Genomic DNA, 25,731 nt, shown 5'->3' with positions numbered 1-25,731 from the left:
TAAGGATATCATGCAGCAGCCGATCATAGAAATTAAGAACGCTAATATTTACCAGGGTGATAGTTTGGTATTGAAAGAGGTAAATCTTACTATCAGGGAAGGTGAATTTGTGTACCTGGTGGGCAGAACCGGTACCGGCAAATCAAGCCTTTTAAAAACCCTTTATGGCGATCTGTTGCTTACTGAAGGCGAAGCAGTAGTAGCTGAATACCAGTTGAAAAATATGCACTGGAAGCAGGTTCCTTACCTGCGGCGTAAGCTGGGCGTGGTTTTCCAGGATTTTAGATTGCTTACCGACCGGAATGTGGCCAATAATCTCCGTTTTGTGTTAAAAGCCACCGGCTGGACCGATAAAAAATTAATAGACGATAAGGTAACGCAGGTATTAGAGCAGGTAGGCCTGCAGCATAAGGCCAATAAAATGCCCTACGAAATGAGTGGTGGTGAACAACAGCGGGTTGATATTGCCCGGGCGTTGCTCAACAGCCCGAAACTGATACTGGCCGATGAGCCTACCGGAAACCTCGATCCGGTGACCACGGATGAGATCATGAACCTTTTGTTATCCATTGCCAAAGAAAGCAATGCGGCTATCGTGATGGCTACGCACGATTATGCGGTAGTGAAAAAATACCCGGCCAGGTTAATTAAGACCGAAGGGGGCAGGGTAGTAGACAATGCTACCATAGATAATCTATAAAAAGCTGGATGTTTTTATTGTTATCATAACGATTGCCCAGCAATCTTTTTCTTAGCTGTATTTCTTCTTCTTCAAAAGGTAAATAATACAACTGCGAAATGATCGATGCCAGCGCACCGGCAGTGGTGCCTATATGACAGGCTTCTTCCAAACCGGTACCTTCTACCACTGCAGGCGTAGTAATACAGTGTCTTCCCCTGTATAAAGCATGTACCAGCTTTAAACGGCTGCCGGTGATATTTTTATGAAAGCCGGGTAATATATTGATATGTGCCTTTTGCACCAGGTCTTCCATCTCTGATTCGCTGGGATTACTTACCAGGCAGGTGTTCTGGCAAAGGCCGGCAGCCTTTTGAACAGTTTTCGGCGGATTCTTACCCGCAATAATAAAAGGAATACGGACTTTATTAAACACGTTACTCAGTAACCATAACGCTGCTTTTTCGTTTTCGGGCACCGATAAATTACCATGAAAAAGGCAAAGACTGCCCATCCCCTTAGGGCAACTCACTTCCTGCCAGCTGGGAAATGCCGGAACCAGCTGTACATCTTCAAACCCCTGCTCTTCAAAACTGGATTGATCTTCCCTGCACACGCAGGCGTACATACAATCTGAAGGTAATGTAGAAGTGTACTTTTTGGTAAGCAGGCTTTCGGCCAGGTAAAAGGTTTTCTTGGCAGGATTGATCGTACTGCGCGCGAGTTCCCGGTAATGCACCGATTCCTCATTATGCATCCGCACACAAATTTTCCGGCCTTCTTTTTTGATTTCGTTGATAATACCTGTGGTATGCAGGCCTTCCAGCAATACCGGGTGATTGTCTTTATTCAGGTTTTCGATGAGGGATTGGTTACAGCGGGCATTTACAAAAGCCGGGGTACTGAGAGAGAGACAATCCAGCGCATCTTTTTTAGCATAAGATTGTACTGTTTCACAATACCTGCCCAGTTCCGCGTTATGACATTTTTCATCAAACCTGAAATAATGCAAATGTATTTTAATGCCTTTTTTATGAAACGATTTAATCCGGTTCATCATGTCAATGGACCCTCCGCAATTGGCAGGGCAGGGCACATCCAGGCACACAATATGTAAGTATCTATCCAAGCTTAATAATAATAAACGTAAAAATTTCTAGTCCCAGGCCTCGTTTTCCTGAATTGTCGTATTACAACAACCTTTTTTGTAAAAATGTTTAAATAAACGTGGTTTCAAATGTATTATAAAATGCCCGGAACTAAAATCATTTGATTACCTGGTTGTTATTGAAAGGATTATCAATAAAAAACCTGGAAGCAGGTCGTACTTCCAGGTTTAAAATTGCGCCCTGGTTGGTAAGTATACCAACCATAAGGTATTGTTGATATTTTCGCCAACCCGTTTAAATTGCCGGCGAAAAACACCGGCAATGGTATTACATCGGTCAATCACCTGTAAATAAAAAACGTGGCCAAATCAGATCCGGCCACGTTTCTAGTCATGCTAAAGAAAACTTTATTTACTGGGGCATACCCTGCATACCGCCCTGCATACCTTCCTGTTCCGCCTTCAGGTTTTTACGTTTCAGCAGCGAAGCATCAAACTTACCGAAGCGGTAGGCGAAATTAATGCTGAAGAACTGCTGATCCCTGACACGGTATTGGTGCTGGTTAAAGAAACCGGCGTTGGTATAAATGTCACTTACACGGGTTTTAAAAATATCGCTGCCGCTTAAAGTAACAGATGCTGTTTTGCCTTTGAGAAATTCAAACTTCACCGCAACATCTACGCCATAGGTAGGCATACTATAACCCTGTGCGTTGCCACTAACCGTACCTCCGAATCCGCCGCGACCACCACCACCGCCGCTGTTGCCCGAACCGCCCGGCGCTAAAACAGTTTTAGAATTATAATCTCCCGAAACCTGTAAAGTGAAATTTTTGGGTAATTTAAAGCTGTTATTGATTTTCGCAAACCAGCTATAGATCTGGTCGGCCGTAGGTACCAATGGATCATTGACATTGATCTTGGAAGTATACACATTTACATTAGTAGTAAGGTCCCACCATTTGGCAGGAGCGTTTTTCGATACAATTTCCAATCCACCCACGAAGCTCGAATTAGCGTTCAAAAAAGTATTGAGTATAACGCTATCGCTGGTGAGCGGATGAACACCCCTGGTTTGATACCTGGTAATCAGGTCGTCGGTATGTTTGTAATAGGTAGATACGATCAGGTTATTGGATTTGTCGAAAGTTTTTGAGTAAGATAGTTCGAAGGAATTGGTGAACTCCGGGCGCAGGTTGGCATTACCCAGGCTCAGGTTAAGCGTATCGGAATAGTCTGTAATAAAAGGGAACAGCTGGAAGAAACCCGGCCGGTTGATACGGCGGCTGTAATTAAGTTGCAGCTGTTGCGATTGGGACAATTGATACGATAGAAACACACTGGGGAAAAGACTGGCGGGGTAAGCTATTTTAAATTGATCCGTTTTACTATAACCTGCTCCTGAGAAAAATTGCCCGTTGTACTCGGAGCTTTCTAATCTCAAGCCCAACTGGTAGCCAAATTTTTCACCGATCTTGCTCGAGAAATTAGCATAGGCCGCATATACCTGGTCAGTAAAATTAAACTTGGCAGAAGCGTCATTGCTTCGTACAAAGCCGCCGTTTTCATAACGGGATAAAACGTTTTCGCTAAAGGTTTTCGTTTGATTATAACGAACACCCGCTTCCAGTTTCGTCTTGTCAGTTAGTGGATTTGTATAATCGATCTGCGCGTTAATCCGCTCATTATTACCGGCGCCTTCCTGCAATTGTCTGAATGTGCCGGTTTGAGGGCCGCCATTAACCGCAAATATGTTGTTGTTCAGAAGATTCTTACTGTTATTATTGCTTTTGTTGTACTGGCCATCAGCGGTTAACTGGTGCCCGTTTTTAGGAAAATTGTGCACAAATCCTACCGCACCGCCTTTCATATTAAAGCCAAAATTCGCATCGGATGTCCTTGCAATTCTCGACTGATCGCTGCCAGCGGGGTAACGGTTGGTAGTGAGAATGTCGCTGGTATTAACATTATCAAACTTTCCATCCACCGTCATACCAGACAGGGTTAAGGTATTCCGGTTATCCAGGAAATAATCAAAACCGGCACGTGCAAACAAAAAGCGGCCATCGCCAATGGCGCGGTCAGTCTGGTACAAATTAACAGTAGTATCGTTCAAAAAAGTGTTTCTTTCGGTAGTACCGTCTGAAATAGTTTTCCGTTGATTATAACCTACGTTGGCAAACACATTAAATTTTCCCTGGCGCACATTTAAATTACCGCCAAAATTATACCGGCCCCGCTCATCAATACCTGCGCGCAAAGATCCGTTGTAACCCACCGTACGGGTTTTCTTTAATACGATATTTAAAATGCCTGCTGTACCACCTGATGCATCGTACTTGGCAGAAGGATTGGTAATTACTTCCACGCTGGCAATCTGGTCGGCAGGTATCTGGTCTAAGGTAAGGGTAGTAGGTCTGCCGTCCACGAAAATCTGCGGGCTGGCATTACGTACACTGATATTACCATCGATGTCCACATTTACAGAAGGTACATTTTTCAATACATCAGTAGCAGTACCCCCCGCGGAAGTCAGGTTGTTTTCCACATTATAGATCTTCCGGTCGATACCCAGCTGTACCGCAGGTTTGGATGCAGTAACGGTTACACCCGAAAGCACTTCAACGTCCGTGGCCAGCTTAATATTGCCCAGGTCTTTATCCAGCGCGCCCATGATCGCCTGCATGTCCGGCTTACCGCCCGACATCATTTTAGGATCGATAAAGGAGAATGGACGGGTGTGCGTTTTATGCCCCACACCCGAAATCACCAGCTTATACCGGCCCATAGCCGGGATATTCTCCAGTCGGAAGTCGCCATTGGCTGCCGTAAGCATACCGGTTACTAATATATCTTTAGAAGTTTTGGAAGCAGAGTCCCCGCCCCCGTCCGTACCGGCACGGCCGGGTAGTTGGGTTTGATAGATCTGTATAGATGCTGCTTCCAGGCCCTTGCCGGTTGCCGAATCCACTACTTTACCATATATAGAGCCCCCGGGCATTTGTCCACCACCCTGGGCTATAACAGTCGCTGTAAAAAGCAGGCCCAGGGCCATCAAAAAGTATCGCATTGTCAAAAAATTTAGGGTTTGACGAGAAAAACCCCTGTAACTTGTACGAATCATAGTTTTTAATTATAAGCGCGCTCAATCGGGTATGAATGGAAAACGAGCGCTATGAGATAGTTAAGCGAGTATATAAAACAGCAACAGGTTGAGTAAGCCTGTCAGCAAGCCCAGCAGCAAACCGGCAAGGGCAAATTGCCGGGATGTACCTGAAAGTTTTTCTTTCAGCAGGGCCGCTATATCAATTTTAGCAAATTCATTTTCTACGGCCAGCTTTATATCTAAAGTATTTTTTAAGTCTTTAACAAGGGTGCCCATTACTTTAGGAAATAAAGCCCGCAGCTGCGTTATAAATACTTCTTTGATCTTGTCGGTGGTTTTATTGCCCACAAACATGGCCAGCATCGGTATTTCCTGGGGTAGCTTTACGGTTAAAAATTCATCAATATGAGACTCTATCATGGGCATGGCCTTTTCTACCAGCGCAGCATCGCCTATCTTTTCCTCAATTTTAGAAAACGGCAATAGCTGCCCGGCCTTTTCACCCAGCATAGCGGCAATGGCATTTTTGCGGGCCGGCAAATAGCGGTTCAGCAATTGCTGATAAACGGCCCGGTTGAAGAGCCAGCCAATCAATGCAGATACCAGGGGGATCGAATATAGCCAGGGGTTCATAGTGACATAGTTATAAAAAAACAAAACCCTGAACATACATTCAGGGTTTGTTGGGGTGGATGACCGGGTTCGAACCGGCGACCCTCAGAACCACAATCTGATGCTCTAACCAACTGAGCTACAACCACCGTTTAAGGGCTGCAAATGTAGGCAGAATAATTCATTCCGCCACAAAAAAGCATTATTTTTTTTGGAAAATTTTTGGCATTGGATGATAGTTGCGGGATGATAGATACAGGACACTGGATACCGGATATGATAGATTTGGATGCCCGCGCTGCTCACTACTTATGCCGGATGTTTAATATTCGATGATCGCCCTGGCGCGTGTTCTCAGGCGACAGGGTTGGATGCACTCACCATTCACTACTCATTACTCATTCCCGATGTTCTACATTCATTGACATTCCCGCCACTACTCACTATTCACCGCCCTGGCGCGTGTCCCCACGCGACGGGGTTGAATGCCACTCACCATTCACTATTCACTCTTCCCACTCGCCACTCCCTATTTCCAAATCTTTTCTTAAATAGGTAACTATGATGGGTTTTAAACGTTAATTTTGAGTGTGGTAAAAATTTTAAAATACATATTTAATATGAAGAGACTCCCGTTTTTGATATTGTTGGTGATAGTGGCAGGATCTTTCTTTGCTTTCAAAAACAAAATAATTCCCGGTAAGGATGATGTAGGCAAATATGAACTGATTATGAACATGGTAGCCAAATTGCTCTCGCAGGGACATTACGATCCCAAGGCTATCAATGATGAGTTTTCGCAAAAAGTTTTTAATAAATACCTGGAAGACCTGGATCCCAAAAAGAAGATCTTTTTGAAGCGGGATGTAGACTCCCTCGCCGGTTTATATGCAACCAGGATTGATGATGAAATGAACGGGGAGCCCGTGGAGAGCTTTATCGGTATTTCAAAAGTATTTGACCAGCGGATAGCAGAGTCGGTGCAATGGAAGAACCAGATCCTTTCGCAACCCTTTGATTTTACAGTAAATGAAAATGCGGAGCTGGATGGTAAGAAGCTGCAGTACCCGTCCAGCGTAGCCGAGCGTAAAGACCGCTGGAGAAAAGAGCTGAAATACTATGCTTTAGAACGTTTTGTTGATTTGCAGGATGGTAAAAGTTCTTCGAAATCGGCAAAAACAGATGTTCAACTCGAAAAAGAAGCCCGTGAGAAGATCGATACCATGATGACCCGCATGTTCGATCGCTATAAAGTGAAATTTACCGAGGAGGACAAGTTCAATCTTTTTGTAGATAATATTACTACAGCCATGGACCCGCACACCGAGTTTTTCCCGCCTGCGGATAAAAATTACTTCGACGAAGAACTAAGCGGCAGCTTCTTTGGTATCGGGGCCGGTTTACAATATTCTGAAGGCCTGATCAAAATCATCAGTATTAACGTTGGAAGCCCGGCCGCTAAATCGGGGCAGCTGGCACCGGGTGACCTGATCACCAAAGTAGCGCAGGGAAAAGATGGTCAGCCGGTTGATATGCTTGGGTATGATGTGTCGGATGCTGTAAAGCTGATCAGGGGTAAAGAGGGTACCACGGTAAGATTGACCATCAAAAAGCCGGACGGAACGGTAAAAGAAGTATCGCTGGTGCGGGAAAAGATCGAAAATGATATAGATACCTATGCCCGCAGCGCCATTTTAAGAGATAGCGTAAAAAATACCAAAGTGGGCATTATTTACCTGCCGGAGTTCTATGTGCCTTTTAACGATCCTAACGGCAGAAGAAGCTTCACCGATGTAGCGCGTGAAGTGCAGAAGCTGAAAGACGAAAAAGTAGATGGTATTATTATGGACCTGAGGAGAAACGGTGGCGGATCTTTGTATGACGTGGTACAAATGGTAGGCTTGTTTATTAAAGACGGCCCGATAGTGCAGGTAAAAGACCGGACCAGCGGGGCGCAGATATTAAAAGATGAAGACAAATCGGTTTTGTATACCGGGCCGCTGGCCGTAATGGTAGATGAGTTCAGCGCTTCGGCTTCGGAGATCTTTGCTGCAGCTATCCAGGATTATAAAAGGGGTGTGGTGATTGGCAGCACTTCTACCTATGGCAAAGGCACCGTTCAGCAGAATATCGGCCTGGATCATTCAGGATTTAAAAGAGACGGTGGCGGCGACCTGGGTGCGGTAAAATTAACCTTAAGGAAGTTTTACCGGGTAAGCGGCGGCTCTACCCAGTTAAAAGGGGTGGAGTCTGATATCGTATTACCAACGCAAATGGCCGCGTTAAAATTGAAAGAAAAAGATAATGAATTTGCATTGCAGTACGATGAGATCAATAAGGCCAGTTACACGCCATGGAATTCGGAGTATGATATCAATACCTTAAAGCAATTAAGTGATAACCGTTTAAAGAAGGACAGCTCTTTCCAGACCATTTTGAGGAACGCTGCCTGGCTGGCGGATGAAAATGAAAGAAGCTACTCTTTAAATATCGATAAGTACAAGGCAGAGAAAAAGCTGGTAAAAGCTAAGGCCGACCAGATCATTGCGGCTCAAAAGCTGAAAAAGAGCCTGAAAGTATCTTTGCTGCCTTTGGAGCTGGATAAATACAAGGAGGATGCGAACAAGCAGGAGCGTTTGAAGCAGTGGATCAAGATCTTAAGTGAAGATATTTACCTCAACCAGGCGGGCCAGGTGATGGACGATATGATTGTGGAAGCGAAAAACTTTGCAATGAATAAATAATTACATATATTTAATGCGATACGAGATCTGCTGGCCCACGGGCTGGCAGATTTTTTTATGTGTAAAAAAAACTGGGTCAATAAGAACTCATAACACTAAATTTGCACGCAATTTGTGTGTAACACAGCCGTCCTTAATCTTATGAATTGTATGAAAGTAATTTTCTCCCGTTTATTGATTTCCCTAGTTGTACCGTTGTGCCTGTTTTTTACGCAGGTATCCGCGCAAAACGAACCGAAAGGACAACCCATCAATCCAGCAACTGGTAAACAACCAACTACTAATCAGCGGCCGGCTACGAACAATAATGGTAGTGGAACTGAGGATCGTAGTCCAGCGCCGACTCCCAAAGTTGCACCCAAAAGTAACGATTATGGTAACCTTGAGGTGGAAAATATGTCGGATGCACAGATAAGACAAATGATGCAAAGGATGGGAGAGTCGGGCATGACCGAAAAGCAATTGGAAGCTGCGGCAGCAGCCCGTGGTATGTCGTCAACGGAAATCCAGAAGCTGAAGGACAGAGCTCGTCAACTTAACGGTCAGCAGCCAGATAAAGAGGAAAGTACAGAGGAAGAGGAAACTGAAGACGAAGAAGGGAAGAAAGGGCGTTTGGCTGACGAAGATGGACCTCCAAAATCAAGAATATTTGGCGCGGCACTTTTTAGCTCTGGTGTGTCACCCTTCGAAACTAATACCCGCATGGCTACGCCGAAAAATTATGTAGTTGGCCCCGACGACGAACTGCTAATCGATTTAACGGGAGACAATGAAGCCAGTTACCAACCTCGGGTGTCGCCGGAAGGATTTATCTCGTTGGAGTATGTGGGAAAGATCAATGTAGCCGGTCTCACAATTGAACAGGCCTCCAGCAAAATTAGGTCGCAAATGTCTGGTGTCTATCCCGGGCTTCGTTCTGGTCGTACTAATTTGACCATCAATCTTGGCAATATTCGTAGTATACGTGTAATTATGTCGGGTGAAGTAACCAAACCCGGAACGTACACCGTCTCTTCGCTGACAAGCGTTTTTAACGCTCTTTACATGGCCGGTGGTCCTAACGAAAAAGGCTCGTTCCGGAATATCCAGGTGATTAGAGGGAGCCAGGTCGTCGCTACCATCGACCTGTATGATTTTCTGATCAATGGTGTACCAGCGGACAATGTACGACTCGAAGACCAGGATATTATTCATATACCAATTTATCAAATACGGGTAGATGTGCTGGGCGAAGTGAAGCGGTCAGCGATTTATGAAATCAGGCCTTCCGAATCTCTGGCTGATGTGCTTCGTTATGCAGGTGGCTTTTCGGATATGGCCTATAAGGCAAGAGTAAAAATTATCCAGAATACCGAAAGTGCGCAGAAAATAGTGGTAAAACAATTGATGGAGTATCCTGATTTTTACCCTAAAAACGGTGATAAAGTATTTGTAGATCCAATATTTGAGCGTTTTGAAAATAAGGTGGATATCGTCGGACCGGTAGCCCGTCCGGGTATGTATGAGTTTAAACCGGGTATGACTATTAGTCAGTTGGTTATTTTAGCCGACAGCCTTTCAGGCGATACTTTTAAAGAAAGGGGGTATATCATCCGTACCAATGCAGATAATACCACCACCATCTTACCATTTAATGTGGCTGATGTTATGACCGGCGGGAACGCAGATCTCCCATTACACAAAAATGACATCGTTAATATATCCTCCGTCTTCGATCTGCGTGATGGGTATAATGTGACTATCAATGGAGAAGTAAGACGTGGCGGTACTTTTAATTTTTCAGAAAATATGAAAGTAGAAGACCTGGTTCAGATGGCGGGGGGCTTTAGGTTGGGGGCTAACCCGCTAAATGTGGAGGTAGCTCGCCGGATAAAGGGAGCAGATATGACACAAAAAGATGTTCGGGTAGCCGAAGTGTTTCATACTACGGTAAACAAGGATTTGAGTTTGTCTGATTCGGGCTTTGTATTACAACCTTATGATATTGTAACGATACGTGCTGCAGAAGGCCGTGCTTCCCTGAAACAGGTGCAGATACTGGGTGAAGTATTGAGGCCAGGTTTGTATACCATTCAAAATAAAAATGAACGGATTTCTGATATTATCAACAGGGCCGGAGGTTTAACTGCTTTTGCTTATAGCGAGGGCGCTTCTTTAAAACGCCCGGGCACAGAAACCTCGCTCAATGCCAACAATGACGCAGAGGAAGAGCGAATTCAGAAAGCCAACCTGCAGCGCCTGAACGATTTTTCCAGCGGCACAGCATTATCTGCCATCAATTTAAGGTCTGATCTGGTAGGCATTCAACTGGATAATATTTTAAAAAACCCACAGTCCCGTTACGACCTGGTGCTGGAAGAGGGGGATATTATTCGTGTGCCCAGCCTGTTACAAACCGTTAAAGTATCCGGCGAGGTATTAAGACCTATTAATGTGGTATATGTTCCGGGCAAATCTTTTAAATACTATATTAATAGTGCCGGAGGTTTTACAGACCAGGCGTTAAAAAGAGGTTCGTTTATTAGCCAGGCCAATGGTTCTGTGCAGGGCACCCGGAAGGTACTATTTTTTAATAATTACCCGGGTGTGAAGCCGGGTGCTGAGATTTCTATACCGCAAAAACCCGTTAAGGAGCGCTTGTCCGCCCAGGCCTGGGTGGGGCTGGGCACGGGTGTAGCTTCTCTAGCAGCCCTAATTTTTGCTATATTAAAATAATAGAAAACCGAACAGCCAGTAAAAAATGACAAGCGAGACTAATTTAAAAAATGAGGATATATCACTGAAAGATTTAATTCTAACTATCAGGGATTGGATCAGGTATTTTCTCTCTAAGTGGTATATTATTGGTACTTGGGGTTTACTTGGGGGGGCTGCCGGTTTAACTTATGCTATTTTAGATAAGCCCGTATACACTGCTACTACAAGTTTTGTACTGGAAGAAGGTGGGATATCAGGCGGTTTAGGCGCTTATGCCGGTTTGGCAAATGCATTTGGTTTGGGCGTTGGCAACCAGGGGGGCTTATTTGAAGAAGATAATATTATCGAATTATACCGCTCCAGGCGAATGTTGGCTAAAACCCTGCTTAGTCCCTTACAATCTGGCAACAATAATCCTAATAAGCTGTTAATTGACCAGTTTATCGATGGTTTTAAGGGTTACCGGGAGTTATGGAATGAAAACCCGGCGCTAAAGCAGTTTCGTTTTGTTGCCGATAATTCAAATATCAAAAACGATAGTCAGAAACGTTTACAGGATAGCATTATTTCCAGAGTGGTTAATGATTTAAATAAAAATTTTTTAAATATTGAGAAAAAAGATAAAAATCTGAGTATCATACTTGTTGAGGTAAGTAGCCCCGATGAGTTGTTTTCGAAGAAATTTAACGAGGCCTTGGTAAGTAATGTAAATGATTTTTACCTTACCACGAAAACTAAAAGTGCTGAAGAAAACGTGGCTATCCTGCAAAAAAAAGTAGATTCGGTACAAAGCAGGTTGAGCGGTTCCATTAGTAAAGCGGCAGTGGTGGCCGATGCTACGCCTAATCAAAATCCTACCCGCATGGCACAACGCATTGTACCTATACAAAACAGCCGGGTGGATGCAGAAATTAACCAGAATGTGCTAAGCACGCTGATGCAAAACTTAGAGGCGGGTAAAATGGCCTTGCTGAAAGAACGCCCCCTGATACAGATAGTAGATGAGCCCATATTGCCATTGGCTAAGTCTAGATTGGGTAAAATTAAAGGAGTCATTATCGGTGGGTTTATAGCAATATTTCTGGTGACATTATTTCTCAGCGGCAAGAAATTGCTTCGTGATGCTTTAACAGAAGTTGCCTGAGTTCTGCAAATTAACAGGGGTATTCTTTCACCTCATTGAAAGTAATAATTGAATAAGTTGTAGTAATGATGGAAGGTCGCCATCATCGTTATATTATTGAAACTTGGTGGATTTCTCAATGGAAATGGAGCCATTACCGTTAACGCATTAGAATGCCCGAAAGTAGTGGATATTATTGAGCGGGTAGGGGTAAAAAATCAGGTATATCTTATCCATGGAAGGAAGAAACGGAGAATGATTTGATGGATACTTTACCTGTGTTCACATATTGTAAGCACGATGGATGGGCAAACCGGCGGATTGCAGCACGATTGCAAAACATTCCTGGCAGCGTGCGAAAATAATCCGCCTGGAAATACCTGGTAGTGTAAAAAATAATGAAGCAAAATATCCGGCATATCATTGAACGGGGAGAAGCTGAAACCTCGGAGTTCAAGTCTTTTTTCGGCGTTGATGTGACCATCGCTTTAGGCACTTTTTGTAATGCTAAAGGGGGAGCGGTTTATATTTCAGACAGCGGAGAAATGAACGGGCTTGGATTAGGCAAGGAAACTATTGCACAGTGGTCCAATGAAATTAAAAATAAAATGGCCCCTGTTATTATTTCTGATGTGGAGATCAAAAATGAGGACAAAACCATTGCGTTGCTGACAATCCAGGAGTATTCTGTAAAGCCGGTTTCTGTAAGGGAAAAATACTACAAACGGGTAAAAAACGTGAATCATCAGCTTGCGGTGTCGGGAGTAGTAAATATGCATTTACAACCGCTTAATACAAGCAGAGACGCATACCCCGACCATTTGCACAACCTGGATGATATTTCTTTAGATAAGGTGCAGCATCGTATAAAGTTTATGAAAGTGCGGGGAATGACTATTACTGAAGTGCCTTTGCCTTTTTTATTAAAATATAATTTAATCAGGGAAGAAAAGCCGGTCAATGCAGCGTACTTAATGTTCAAAAGTCGCGATTCTATTGCTTCCAATATTGAGTTGGGCGGGTTTCAGAATATTTTTACTAATAAAGATGCTCCCCGCACACAGGCAGACATTATTACACAGGTGGAGAAGGTATTGGACTTTGTAAAAAAGCATATTAATATCGCCCTGGTTATTACCGGCAACGCGCAAAACATCCAGAAATGGCAGTACCCATTGGAAGCCGTCCGCGAGATTGTGCTGAATATGATCATCCATCGCGATTACCGTGTTGATTCCCATTCTGTTTTAAAAATGTTTGATGATAAAATTGAATTTTACAATCCCCGTAAATTGTCCGACTGCATTTTGGTTGAGGACTTATCGAAGAATCATTACAAATCAACCCCAAGAAATAAAGCGATCGCCGAGTTTTTAAAATTTAGGCTGGATGAAAAAATACGGTTCCGGGATTGGGCGTATTATGAATTATTTTGAGGAAGAAAAATCTGCTCATAGCGGGTTTAAAGCTATCGGGGAAGACTTTCTCGTAACGGTTTTGCAGCAATAGCAAATAGTGGATTAAATGAGGGATTAAGTTCCTTAGTTTCAGCTATTTTGAACAATGCGGGGGCGCAGGCCAGGCAATTATTGGTAATATTGAACCATCGCCCGATAAAAACAATGGAGCGGCAAATTGCGCAATTAGTAGCAATGAAATTAATTGAAAGGAAAGGCAGCCGTAAAACCGGCGGTTATTTTATGATCGAAAAAACAGGTGATGTAAGAAAATGAGCACACCTTTATAGATACCAGGAAAGCGGTGGCTTGCCAGGGCGGTTTATTTTCCCCCCTTAAAAAGCATAAATCACGAGTGTCGTGTCAAGCATATTTTTTCGCAACAAATGTCGCCCTGACACTTCACAATTGATATAACACTAGACAGTAAAAGCAGGGTGGGTATTACATTGAATTGTTGATAAAATAAAAAATAATATGTCATTACGCAAGCAGGCAGTACATGGTGTTTTCTGGACATTTACCCAACAAATTAGTGTACAGTTAATTAGCTTTGTCGTGCAAATTGTATTAGCGCGTATATTATTGCCATCAGAATTTGGCCTTATCGGGATGATTATGGTCTTTATTGCTATTGGCGGTAGTTTGGTAGATAGTGGAATGACTTCTTCTCTCATACATAAAGCAGATGCGGGGCAGCTTGACTATTCTACAGTATTCTGGATGAACCTGATTTTTAGTGTACTGGTTTACGCTATTGTGTTCTTCTGTAGTCCGCTCATCGCGGATTTCTTTAAACAGCCTATTCTTTCATCCTTGTTGCGCTTGTATGCTGTTACGTTTATTATACAGGCGTTTATGAGCGTGCAAACAACCAGGCTAACGAAAGATATGCGCTTTAAAGTCCAGATGATGATGCAGATCCCTTCAGTTGTCGTTGGAGGAATAGTGGGGGTAACACTTGCCAAAATGGGTTGGGGTGTCTGGAGCCTGGTATGGATGTACTTAACACAAACAACGATATTTACCATTCAGCATTGGGTGTTTGCCGGATGGTCACCCTCATTTATTATTGATAAGCGATTACTTAGATCTCATTTTTTGTATGGGTATAAGCTGACATTTTCCGGGCTACTTGATCAGGTTTATACCTATGCATATAATATAATTATTGGTAAATTTTTCCTGGTTTCTGAATTGGGATATTATACCCAAGCCAGTAAATTACGAATGTTGCCAATATCGAATATAACATCAGCATTAAACAAGGTTACCTTTCCTGTTTTTTCTAAAATTCAGAATGACAATGAGCGGCTGAAAGAAGCATACAAAAAATTAATGCTACAGGTTATTTTTTTGGTAGCGCCGATAATGATATTATTGGTTTTAGAGGCGCGACCAATCTTTAGCCTTTTGCTGACAGAAAAATGGTTGCCAGCAGTGCCCTATTTTCAGCTTTTATGCGTATCGGGGATTTTATATCCTTTTCACACCTATAATCTGAATATTTTAAAGGTAAAGGGGAGAACCGACTTGTTTTTCAAATTAGAAATTATCAAGAAGATAATCATTACTGCAGGTATTGTGATTGCTGTTTTTTTTGGCATCTATGGATTGCTATATTTCCAGGTAATAAACTCAGTTCTTGCGCTTTGGATCAATATGCATTATAGTGGTAAGTTAATTGATTATTCGGGTTGGCAACAGCTTAAAGATTTAGTTCCTATTATTGCCTTAGCCATTTTTATTGGTTTAGTTTTGGGATTAATTACCCATTACCAAATACTGCCTGTTTATAGGTTAAGTAACTTTATGCAGATTTTGATTGTTTCTACCCTATATTTAGGTTTATATTTGGGTATAAACTTTTTTGTTAAATCACAGGCGATAATTGAATTTAAGCAGATAATTTTAAGAAAATGATTCCCGTAACCAAACCTTTCCTTCCTCCTGTAGAAGAATTCAAAAAATATATTGATGGCATCTGGCAACGTCAATGGCTGACCAATATGGGGCCTTTAGCGTCTGACCTGGAAATGAAGCTCAAACAGCATTTGAAACTCAAACATCTATTATTTGTTACCAATGGAACTGTGGCACTCCAAATGGCGATTAAAGCATTGGACTTAAAAGGTGAAATCATTACCACGCCTTTTTCTTTTGTTGCAACAACAAGTTCTATTGTATGGGAAGGCTGTACTCCGGTATTTGTGGATATTGATGAATATTCCTTAAATATAAATCCATCTAAAATTGAAGCCGCAATTACAGAAAATACTTCTGCCATTCTTGCCACGCACGTGTATGGCAACCCTTGTGATGTAGTGGCAATCGAAAAAATAGCAAAAAAACATAAGCTGAAAGTTATTTATGACGCTGCCCATGCTTTTGGAGTAGAGATCAACGGGAAATCAGTTTTTGAATATGGTGATATTTCAATTTGCTCGCTTCATGCTACCAAACTCTACCACAGTACCGAAGGCGGGTTGGTAATAAGCCAAGATGCAGCTTTATTGAAGAAAATGGCATATATCCGTAACTTCGGGATATCAGGTTTTGACTCTTTTGCCGAATTGGGATTAAACGGAAAGAATTCAGAGTTCCACGCTGCGATGGGATTGGTCAATTTAAAATATATCAAACGCATACATCAAAAGCGTAAAGAATTGACCTGGGGGTATGATGAAAAACTGAAATACCTTAAAGCCGTAAAACCGATATGGCACAAAGACGCAACCATCAACTACGCCTATTATCCCATTGTTTTAGAAAGTGAAGAATTATTATTAGAAATCAAAACCAAATTAGATGGTAACGAAATTTTTACCCGTAGATACTTTTATCCATCGTTGGCTTCTTCGTTACCTTACTTAGAGTCTCAATCTCTTGCTGTAACAGATGATATATCTCAACGGGTTTTATGTTTACCATTGTATTATGATTTAACGTTGGAAGAAGTCGATTTAATTTGTCGTTTAATGCTAAGAGTGCAAAATAATTAGAATAAAATGGAATTAAACATATTAGTATTCCCTTGTGGTTCCGAAATTGCTTTAGAAATCTACCGTTCATTGAAATATTCAAGACACTTTAAATTGTTTGGGGCCAATAGCGTAGATGATCACGGGAAATTTATCTTTGAAAATTATATTGGGAATGTTCCATTCTTTGATGATGAGGATTTTGTTTCTGCAATCAATAAAATAATTGAAGAACACCAAATAGACGCTATATATCCTGCTATGGATTCTGTAATAGCTAAATTTTCTGAAATTCGAGATAAAATAAATTGTAAAATTATTGGCTCATCCAATGAGGTCAATCAAATTTGTTTGTCTAAGAAAAAAACGTATAGTTTACTGAGTAGTGTTGTTCCTTGCCCTCGTATATATACAAAAGAAAATGTACAGGTTGAAGATTTTCCATTATTCATGAAACCGGACATTGGTTATGGCTCAAGAGGAGCTTCGAGAGTTAACTCTAAAGAAGAGTTAGAACAACAGTTTTTAAAATATCCCAATTCATTAATACTAGAATATTTACCTGGTGAAGAGTTAACTGTAGATTGTTTTACTGATAGGTACGGTAATCTTCGGTTTTATGGTCCAAGACTACGAAAAAGGGTTTTAAATGGTATTAGTGTAAATACTATAATGTTTTTAGAGAAAGAGGATGAAATCAAAAAGATTGTAGAAACAATTAATTCAAAAATAAAATTTCGTGGAGCTTGGTTTGTTCAACTAAAACTTAATAATGAAGGTGTTTTCACTCTACTGGAAATTGCTGCTAGATTTGGAGGTTCATCAAGTTTGCACAGAAATATCGGAGTTAATTTCTCATTACTAAGTTTGTTCGATGCATTTGATTATGATGTGGAATTATTTGTTAATAATTACGAAATAGAATTAGATAGGGCACTGGATAACAAATATAAACTAAAAATAGACTATAATCATATATATGTAGATTTTGATGATTGTTTGATTATTAGAAACAACGTGAATATAACTTTATTGTCATTTATATTTCAATGTATTAATTATGGGAAAAAAATTTACTTAATAACAAAACATGCTTATGATATTAATGAAAGCCTAGAAAAATATCATCTTAATAAAATTTTTGATAATATAATTCACTTAAAGGAAACACACTTCAAATATGAGTATATAGCCCACCACGATGCAATTTTCATTGATGATTCTTACAAAGAGAGATATGAAGTTTATAAAAATCTGAAAATTCCTGTATTTGCTCCAGATAACATCGAGGCACTACTGGAGAGACAATAAATAATAAATAATAAATAATAAATAATAATGAGAGTTTTACATGCGTATTGTTTAAATTATAATATTGGTGATTATGCTTTAGGCATCGGGGTCAAGAATCTATTAAGAAACTATTTGGATATTGATTATATTGGAAATACCAATATCCAGGGAAGAAACTTTGATGAATATTACATTAATGAAGTTATAAATAAAAAATATGATTTGTTAGTAATTGGTGGGGGGGGGATTATTCATGGCGCCCATTGGCCCAATGGCTGGTTTTGGTTAATAGATAAAGAATTAATACGCCAAATAAAAATCCCTTATATCGTATATGGGGTGGGATATAATTATTGGATAGAAGAAGGCGGAATTCCTGAAAGAGGAAAAATACATCTTAAAGAAACACTTGCAAATGCTTCTTTTTTCTCAGTTAGAAATGATGGAAGCTACAATCGTCTTTTTAATCAAACTGGTATTGATGCCGAGGTTATTCCTGATCCGGGCTTTCATATAGATTTGAATACTGAATATGAAAGGTTAGAAGAAAAAAAATATATTATAATACAATTGGCGAACGATAAGCCAATTAATAGATTTGGTTCAGAGCAAAAAGTAGAAAAGTTTATAAATGAAATGAGAGAGATTACTAAAGATTTGTCTAAGAAGTATAAAGTAATTTTTGCTCCACATGTTATAGACGATGTATCCATTTCTAAGGAAATAAGTTCAGGAATCGATAATACAGAAGTTTTGGATTTTGGAAAGTTTGCATTTGATCATTCGGATAAAATGATAGGTTACTATAAGTATGCAGAATTTGTTTTAGCTATGCGTGGCCATGGTCAAATATTGCCTATTGGTTTCAATACACCTGTAATTGCGCTAGAAAATCATCCTAAGCATCGGGGATTGATGGAAGAATTAGATTTACTGGATTATAATGTGAAGATAGACGATGAAAACTTTCTTTCAGATTTAGACAGTAAAATAAAATTGTTGGAGGATAATAAAGAATTATTGATAGAAAAATATAAGAATATCAATCATGAATTAGACGCTACTTCTCAAAAAGCTTTTGAAAAAATAAAGGCTAAAATTCTCAAATAATGACGGTTTCAATTTCATGCATCACATATAATCACGCTCCTTATATTCGACAATGTTTGGATGGATTTATGATACAACAATGTAGTTTTGATTTTGAAGTACTGATTCATGATGACGCTTCTACAGATGGTACGTCTGATATTATCCGGGAGTATCAACAAAAATATCCAGATATTATAAAACCTATTATACAGGCAGAAAACCAGTATTCTAAAGGGGTTAGAGGAATTAATATTAAATATAACTTTCCCCGGGCCAAAGGTAAATACATCGCCCTTTGCGAAGGCGATGATTATTGGACAGACCCTTTAAAATTGCAAAAGCAAGTAGATTTTTTGGAAAAAAACAATGATTATTCAGTAATAACAGGTGGATATATTGCTTTGAATGTGACAAAAACTCAAAGAAACACCATGATACTTTCTTCAATAGTTGCTAAAAATCAAGAAGATGATAAAGGTTTTACTTTCACTTTATTGGATTCATCTAAAGCATGGATCACTAAGACACTGACTTCTCTTTTTAGAAATATTCCCGAAATATGTGTGCTTGTTGATAAATATAGCTATGGAAGGGATGTTCATTTATTTTATGAACTACTGAAAATCGGAAAAGGTTATTACCTGAAAGAAGCGCTGGGCGTATACAATATTCATAATGGTGGGGTGTTTAGTTTAAAATCATTAAAAGAAAAAAGTATTACAGCTTATAATTTGTATAAAGAATTGTATGAAAAATCACCAGATGAATTTACCCGGATAATGTATTTTAAGAGCGGTTTAAGTTTATTGAAAAATAAATTATCTCTTAAAATAAAGGATCATAGAGTTGACACTTTTTTTTTATTAAAAACCTCGATGAAATTGGCAAAAACCCGTTCAGAAAAAATAGGGATTTTCAAATCTTTGATTCCAATACAAATAACAAAAACGCTAAAAAGAAAAAATGATTTATCATCATAACAATTAATCCACAAACGGCTTTTGGAACTTCCAGGTATTATAATTCAAATTCTTAATGTTAAATATATCCATAATTTGCCCATTATATAATAAGAAAGGCTACATTCAGGAGACGATCGACTCTGTCATCAATCAAACTTATACAAATTGGGAGATGATTATTGTCGATGATGGTTCCACGGATGGTTCGTATGAATTGGTAAAAGATTTATACCAGGACGAGCTCCGGGTACGGTTGTATTGCCGGACAACGTTTAAGCAGAATAAAGGAGGCTCTGTTTGCAGAAATATAGGGATTTCTTTGGCAAAAGGGGAGTACATTATGTTTTTAGATGCGGATGATCTATTGACCCAAAATTGTTTATTGAATCGGGTGAAGGCAATCCGGAAAGATCTTGTAAGCAATTTGTTTGTTTTTAATGAAGCTTATTTTATCAAAAATCCTGGACAGCCTTTTATTAAGAGTGTACGTTACAATATTCACAAGTGTATGTTTCTGCTATCGGTTGATAAGGTGAATTTTTTTTTAAAAAGATTTTTAAAAAATGATTTGCCTTGGACTATATCCAATACATTTTGGCAAAGGGATTTTTTGGGCAGCCTAAATGGCTTTGATGAGCATCTCCAACGACTGCAGGATCCGGAAATGCATATCCGCATGTTACTATCCCCGCAAATAAAATTACGATGTTTTAAGTATTCTACTTCACCGGATATACTCATAAGATTAGACATCAATCGGCACATTTCTATTTTTGATAATCGTTATACTAAAGCCAACACTTTATTACAAAGTATTCAAAAATTAATGCAGGAGATTACGGGGCTGTTAAAAAATCATAATAAAGAAAATTTAATTAAATACCTTGACGGATACATTTTCACAGCTCAGGCAGATTTCCAGTATATTCTCCAGGATATGGATGATATAATCACTCCTGAAGTTAAAAAAATTGAAACCGAAATTATCGAAATTGCAAAAAGCTTCGGGATACCCCCCAAAGGGCTTATGAACAAATGGACTCGGTTCCATAATTGTGCATTACGTTCCCGTCTACTAAAAAAAATTAAGGTGCCTGCTCTAATCTATGTCTTGTTTATGCTTAAGGGATTTTATCCCAGACGTAAATATTGATTATAATAGGAAAACAGTGTTTGGGATTGGGGCCTTTCGCATCATGTTGACGATTATCATTATATTGTTTAAAATTAGAGATTTTTATGTAATTTATTTATTTTCAAATACTTGTAATTTTTTTGTGTTAAAAGTGGAGTCATGTTTGAAAGTAGCTTTTTGGTGTCAAAATAAAAAGTATGAACAAAATTATAGAATCTGATCTATATCGCTACGGAGGTTTAAAAGGGGTTAAAGGTTTTCTTAAGGGACTCTTTAAAACAGCTGGCTTTAGGTATATGTATTATTTACGCCAAGCGAAAAAAAGTAAAAAGTATACGCCAAGGTGGTTTGTTTTTATTCTTTTATTACATAGATGTTCAAGACGATATGGGTATCAAATTCCTTATAATACAGAAATAGGTGAGGGGTTTTACATAGGCCATTTTGGAACCATAGTCATTAATAGCAAAGCTAGAATAGGTAAAAATTGCAATATTGCCCATTTAGTTACTATTGGACAAGCTAATCGCGGTAAACTTCGAGGGTATCCAACAATTAGTGATAATGTATGGATAGGAACCGGTGCCGTAATAGTAGGGAACATTCATGTAGGTTCAAATGTATTAATTGCACCTAATTCGTATGTCAATGTGGATGTTCCCAGTAACTCAATTGTTGTAGGAAATCCATGTAAAATTGTAAGTAAGGAGAACCCTTGCGAAGGGTATATTACTAATATATTGAATTAGGTTTTTAATTGACAACATCCGTGTTCCCAAATTGAAAGATGCTTTAATTGAACGGTTTTGATTGAAAATTTGTTCTTCGATGAAATCTTATTATATTGATTAAACCAACAATTTAGGCAGGCCGGTCAAAATTTACATGTATGAATCTAAAGCTTTTTATAAGCGTGTGTGTATGAGAAGTGCCTTTAGCCTTTTCTTTGTTATATTGTAGTATTTTTGATTGTTATAAAGAGATGGAATTATATGCGTAAATACGCAATTATTAGTGTATGAACTTTGTAAATAATTATACAGATTTTTTCGTATCGCTGATCATCGCAATGGGACTAGCCTTTTTTTTTATTTATAAGGTCTTGGGAAATGGAGGGGGAGCTATGCTTGTTACGATTTTGAAGTTTGGTCTTTTTATTTTTTATTTTACGTTTCTGTGTCATCAAATGCCAATTGTTTTAGTAGATGATTTGACTTATTATGAAGGGTCATTGATAGCATACGACAAGGCAACCTCATTCGGCTATTTTTTTAGTAAAGAAGGCTATCTGGAAATGGGAGCCCTGGCCAGGGGAATGCATTTTGGGTATTACATTTATAATGTAATTGCGATGCATCTTTTTGGAGTTAGTTATTATGCTCCTGTTTTAATGAATGTGCTTGTTTCCGTATTTGGCGCTGTATTGTTTTACAAAATACTAATTCTTGCAGGTATTGATAAGAGATTCTCTAAGTTTGCGTTTCTTCTGTTACTTCTACATTGGGATTTGATGTCGTGGTCGAGTTTTATTAATTTAAAAGACACTTTTGTTCTGTTTTTAACGACTGCTGCTTTATATAATATTATTAAGCTAAAGAGGAATGGTTTTAATATATTAAATCTTGTTTTCCTTATTGTCATACTTTTAGTTTTCCAAATAATCCGATTTTATTTTTCATATTTCATAGTGGTAACAACTATTGTGTTTTTTTTATCAGGCTATGCCTATCGAATAAAATCGCGTTGGAAAAAACTGGTTGTTCAAGGGGCGATATTGATCGTTATGCCGATTGGTTTCTTCATAATAGTTATCAAGTTGTTTTCAGTGCAGTTGGCTGCCTTGGGACCATCACCTAACATTGTACTGGGTATCATAAGATATTTGTTGACTCCCGTTCCTTTTCAGGTAGACCCCGCATATTGGTTTATATCACTTGCGACCATTTTACATTGGATGTTTATTCCATTAACATTGTATGGGTTGTATTTATTTTTAAGACGTTATTTCCGAGTACTAATGCCTTTTTTAATTATGACGATTCTTTTAACAGTGTTCTATGGGTCATTTACCGAGTTGCAAGGGCCAAGGCATCGCATCCCCTTGTTGGGCTTTATAGCATTATTAGAAGCCTTAGGTATTTGGAATTTTTTAATGCAGTTAACAATTATCAGGAGAAGAAGATTAGGAACTGCTTGTAGGAAATAATTTGTTAACAGATGTAAATCAATGAAAAAGACTATAGTTCATATTGTTCCATCGCTAAAAAAAGGTGGCGCCGAACGCTTTACAGTAAACATATGTAATGAGTTGAGTACAAAAGAGCAATACTCTGTCCACTTAGTTTCTCTGTTTGATAATAAGAATGATCACAGTACATTCTTATCAGAGCTTGATTCCAAAGTGAAGTATGTTTCACTTGGAAAGCGTCCTGGTTTTAGCCTAATTACCCTTTTTAAGCTGTATTCAACGCTAAAAGCGATAACCCCAGATATCGTTCACACCCATATCAATGCATTTGAGTATGGATTGCCTTACATAGTATCAAGCGCTGGTCTCTTTGTTCACACAATTCATAGTAAAGCGGAGAAAGAGTGTCCGAATAAGTTCATTAAAACTATTCGTCGTCGATTATATAAGAAAGACAGCGTGATTCCTGTTACAATATCGAAAGATGGGAGCCATACTTATCGAGCTTACTACAAGCTAAATAATGATATTCTTATTGAAAATGGATGTCCACAAGTTGTATCTACTAAATTTTTCACAAATGTAGAAAAAGAATTTTCGAAAAAAGAGACAGAGTATTTGCTCGTTCACATTGGCAGGATCGTAGAAGTTAAAAACCAAAAACTTTTAATTGGTGCAGTGAACTTATATAATAGTAGACATGAAAAAAAAATAAGGTTATTGATTGTTGGAGGTATTAGAGATCAGGTACTCTTTAAGGAATTAAACGAACTCATTGGTTCATCTGAACAAATTTTGTTTGTAGGTGATAAAAACAATGTTGGGGATTATTTACTTCTTTCTGATGCTTTTTGTCTTTCGAGCGTATATGAAGGGTTGCCTATGTCCCTAATAGAGGCTTTCTCTGCTGGCTGTATCCCAACCTGTACTCCTGTAGGTGGAATTACAGAAGTAATAGAAGACGGGGTGACGGGGTTTTTAAGCAGTGATATGAGTACTGAATCTTATTATAATGCGTTATATCGTAATTTACACGCACCTAATAGAGATCATATTAAAGTAAATTGTCTCAATGCATTTGAGAAGAAATACAGTATCAGTGCTTGTAGTGCAAAATACGATGGCCTGTATGATAGTAAAATTAAATCTAAAAAATAGTATGGTAAGAATTCTATTCGTAGTTTATTTGGTCTTTTTTATTGTAACGAACATTTTTAGCCAAACACGTATTATAAATATTAAAGATTATGGGGCTAAAGGAAATGGCTTGAGTGATGACACTAAAGCAGTTCAGGAAGCCATCAATGCTGCGAAAGTTAGGAGTGCTTCTGTTTATTTACCAAAAGGAACGTACTTGGTATCTTCAATAACTATTCTATGCAACCTTTCTGGAGAGAACGGTACTGTTATCAAAAGGAAGGCACAGCAGAAATTATCAAAATTTGACTTTTGTCTTATCAGAAACCAAAATAATTTATCTCTCAATAATATTACTTTTGACGGGTCTGTAAAAGTTACAACAAAGAGGGAAGTGATCGACGGGGGCACTCCGTTATTTGTTTACGGTAGTCGTAACATACAGATTCAAAATTGTATATTTCGAAACTCTCCTCAAAGCGGCCTGCGCCTGGAGGCGTCATCTAACATTCAAATAAATTACTGTTCTGCAATAAACAGCAACGGAAACTTTGGTGATGGCTATTATTTTAATGGATGTAGCTCCGTACAGGTTAGGAATTGCAAGGCTGATGATTACACCCGAATAGGGTTTGTTACTGAAAATAATTCAAGTAACATCTTATTCGATAACTGTCGCGCAAGTAACGGGCATGACGGCTCCGTACTGTATGGAGGAAGAGAGTACAACGCAGGTTTTTGGTATGAAAATTCAGGAAATATTACCACGATCGCATGTGTTGCTGAAAAAAACAAACATTATGGATTTGTTGCGACTACTGGAAAAAACGTAGGTAAAGTAATAAAAGGTGATTATGCCAGCTATCGGTTCGAGAATTGCAACAGTCTTAATAATGCTGTTGGATTTCAGGTGTCATCAGTATCTGTAGCTGTTCGAATTAATATAAATAATTGCAATGTTGTAAATGCCAGCAGAGGGTATGTCGCGACGGCGAATAATAGAATGGATCAGTTTTATTTTAACAATTGCAATATAACACTTAAGCCAATTACAAGTAGTGCATTGAATAGTGCAGGGTTTATGTGGGAAAGTCCTGTAACTGTAAAAAGCCCTGGCAATACACTGCCTCTTTTTAGTTATAAAAACTGTTATATTCAGTATGAAGCCAATGTAGATATTGAAAAAGTCATTGATATGAAAAATAATAACGGCGATATAAGCACTTATAGCGGAGGAAAAGCACGAGTTGAAGTGGATAATGTAAAAAATTCTTTAAAAGGTGAAGAAACAATAATAAAAGCCCGTAGAGGACAACCAGTTTATCGCATTGCAAACACTAAAGTATTCTCTCGATTTAAAAAATAGAATTAGTTGTTACTGCTCAATAACTGTCATACTATTCAATTCTCAATTTTA

Annotated in this window: 18 protein-coding genes and 1 tRNA gene; 15 read left to right on the top strand and 4 right to left on the bottom strand. The window is 39.1% G+C overall.

Annotated elements, in window-relative coordinates:
* The first annotated feature begins 10 nt into the window (after window positions 1–10).
* Window positions 11–700: a cell division ATP-binding protein FtsE gene (locus U0035_RS02975; RefSeq protein ID WP_114793157.1), complete on the top strand. Its 690-nt coding sequence runs from the start codon at window positions 11–13 to the stop codon at window positions 698–700.
* Here U0035_RS02975 and U0035_RS02970 read toward each other — a convergent pair.
* The 4 genes from U0035_RS02970 to U0035_RS02955 form a co-directional block, all read right to left on the bottom strand.
* Complete coding sequence (locus U0035_RS02970) at window positions 681–1,808, bottom strand: glycosyltransferase (RefSeq protein ID WP_114793156.1); 1,128 nt, start codon at window positions 1,806–1,808, stop codon at window positions 681–683. The two genes, U0035_RS02975 and U0035_RS02970, sit on opposite strands and share 20 nt — an antisense overlap.
* Before the next feature lie 391 nt (window positions 1,809–2,199).
* Window positions 2,200–4,857 (bottom strand): TonB-dependent receptor, encoded by a 2,658-nt coding sequence (locus tag U0035_RS02965; RefSeq protein WP_245957841.1) that lies wholly within the window; start codon window positions 4,855–4,857, stop codon window positions 2,200–2,202.
* Between the two features lie 114 nt (window positions 4,858–4,971).
* Window positions 4,972–5,526 (bottom strand): DUF445 domain-containing protein, encoded by a 555-nt coding sequence (locus U0035_RS02960; RefSeq protein WP_114793171.1) that lies wholly within the window; start codon window positions 5,524–5,526, stop codon window positions 4,972–4,974.
* A gap of 51 nt (window positions 5,527–5,577) precedes the next feature.
* Window positions 5,578–5,654: transfer RNA gene (locus U0035_RS02955), tRNA-His, on the bottom strand.
* Between the two features lie 471 nt (window positions 5,655–6,125).
* On the opposite strand from U0035_RS02955, the gene U0035_RS02950 reads away from it, so the two are divergent.
* The 14 genes from U0035_RS02950 to U0035_RS02885 all read left to right on the top strand — a co-directional run bounded on the left by U0035_RS02950 (window position 6,126) and on the right by U0035_RS02885 (window position 25,680).
* Window positions 6,126–8,249: a carboxy terminal-processing peptidase gene (locus U0035_RS02950; protein ID WP_114793155.1), complete on the top strand. Its 2,124-nt coding sequence runs from the start codon at window positions 6,126–6,128 to the stop codon at window positions 8,247–8,249.
* Window positions 8,250–8,399: 150 nt separating this feature from the next.
* Entirely contained in the window at window positions 8,400–10,964 is a 2,565-nt protein-coding gene (locus U0035_RS02945) for an SLBB domain-containing protein (RefSeq protein WP_245957840.1), read from the top strand.
* A 25-nt stretch (window positions 10,965–10,989) separates the two neighbouring features.
* Window positions 10,990–12,090 (top strand): GumC domain-containing protein, encoded by a 1,101-nt coding sequence (locus U0035_RS02940; protein WP_114793154.1) that lies wholly within the window; start codon window positions 10,990–10,992, stop codon window positions 12,088–12,090.
* A gap of 377 nt (window positions 12,091–12,467) precedes the next feature.
* Window positions 12,468–13,505, top strand: a complete 1,038-nt coding sequence (locus tag U0035_RS02935; protein ID WP_114793153.1) for an RNA/DNA-binding domain-containing protein — start codon at window positions 12,468–12,470, stop codon at window positions 13,503–13,505.
* Window positions 13,506–14,003: 498 nt separating this feature from the next.
* The gene (locus tag U0035_RS02930; protein WP_114793152.1) at window positions 14,004–15,449 is read left to right on the top strand and encodes a lipopolysaccharide biosynthesis protein; all 1,446 of its coding nucleotides are present in this window, start codon (window positions 14,004–14,006) and stop codon (window positions 15,447–15,449) included.
* The gene (locus U0035_RS02925) at window positions 15,446–16,528 is read left to right on the top strand and encodes a DegT/DnrJ/EryC1/StrS family aminotransferase (RefSeq protein ID WP_114793151.1); all 1,083 of its coding nucleotides are present in this window, start codon (window positions 15,446–15,448) and stop codon (window positions 16,526–16,528) included. Before U0035_RS02930 ends, U0035_RS02925 begins: the two co-directional genes overlap by 4 nt.
* Before the next feature lie 6 nt (window positions 16,529–16,534).
* Window positions 16,535–17,818, top strand: coding sequence for an ATP-grasp domain-containing protein (locus U0035_RS02920; RefSeq protein WP_114793150.1), 1,284 nt, complete (start codon window positions 16,535–16,537; stop codon window positions 17,816–17,818).
* A gap of 27 nt (window positions 17,819–17,845) precedes the next feature.
* Window positions 17,846–18,910 carry a polysaccharide pyruvyl transferase family protein gene (locus tag U0035_RS02915; protein WP_114793149.1) on the top strand — a complete coding sequence of 355 codons (1,065 nt, stop codon included), beginning with the start codon at window positions 17,846–17,848 and terminating at the stop codon, window positions 18,908–18,910.
* Window positions 18,910–19,872 (top strand): glycosyltransferase family 2 protein, encoded by a 963-nt coding sequence (locus U0035_RS02910; protein WP_114793148.1) that lies wholly within the window; start codon window positions 18,910–18,912, stop codon window positions 19,870–19,872. The genes U0035_RS02915 and U0035_RS02910 overlap by 1 nt, the downstream gene beginning before the upstream one ends.
* Before the next feature lie 55 nt (window positions 19,873–19,927).
* Window positions 19,928–21,007, top strand: coding sequence for a glycosyltransferase family 2 protein (locus tag U0035_RS02905; protein WP_114793147.1), 1,080 nt, complete (start codon window positions 19,928–19,930; stop codon window positions 21,005–21,007).
* Window positions 21,008–21,186: 179 nt separating this feature from the next.
* Complete coding sequence (locus U0035_RS02900) at window positions 21,187–21,738, top strand: serine O-acetyltransferase (protein WP_114793146.1); 552 nt, start codon at window positions 21,187–21,189, stop codon at window positions 21,736–21,738.
* A gap of 269 nt (window positions 21,739–22,007) precedes the next feature.
* Entirely contained in the window at window positions 22,008–23,195 is a 1,188-nt protein-coding gene (locus U0035_RS02895; RefSeq protein WP_114793145.1) for an oligosaccharide repeat unit polymerase, read from the top strand.
* A 21-nt stretch (window positions 23,196–23,216) separates the two neighbouring features.
* Window positions 23,217–24,335 carry a glycosyltransferase family 4 protein gene (locus tag U0035_RS02890; protein ID WP_114793144.1) on the top strand — a complete coding sequence of 373 codons (1,119 nt, stop codon included), beginning with the start codon at window positions 23,217–23,219 and terminating at the stop codon, window positions 24,333–24,335.
* A complete protein-coding gene (locus U0035_RS02885; protein WP_162818017.1) occupies window positions 24,307–25,680 on the top strand; it encodes a glycosyl hydrolase family 28-related protein in 1,374 nt (457 codons plus the stop codon). The genes U0035_RS02890 and U0035_RS02885 overlap by 29 nt, the downstream gene beginning before the upstream one ends.
* Window positions 25,681–25,731: the final 51 nt, after the last annotated feature.

Origin of the sequence: Niabella yanshanensis, from assembly GCF_034424215.1 — a bacterium.
Lineage (GTDB): Bacteria > Bacteroidota > Bacteroidia > Chitinophagales > Chitinophagaceae > Niabella > Niabella yanshanensis.
Note: the sequence above shows the minus strand (reverse complement) of the source record. Positions and strands in the feature narration are given on the sequence as shown.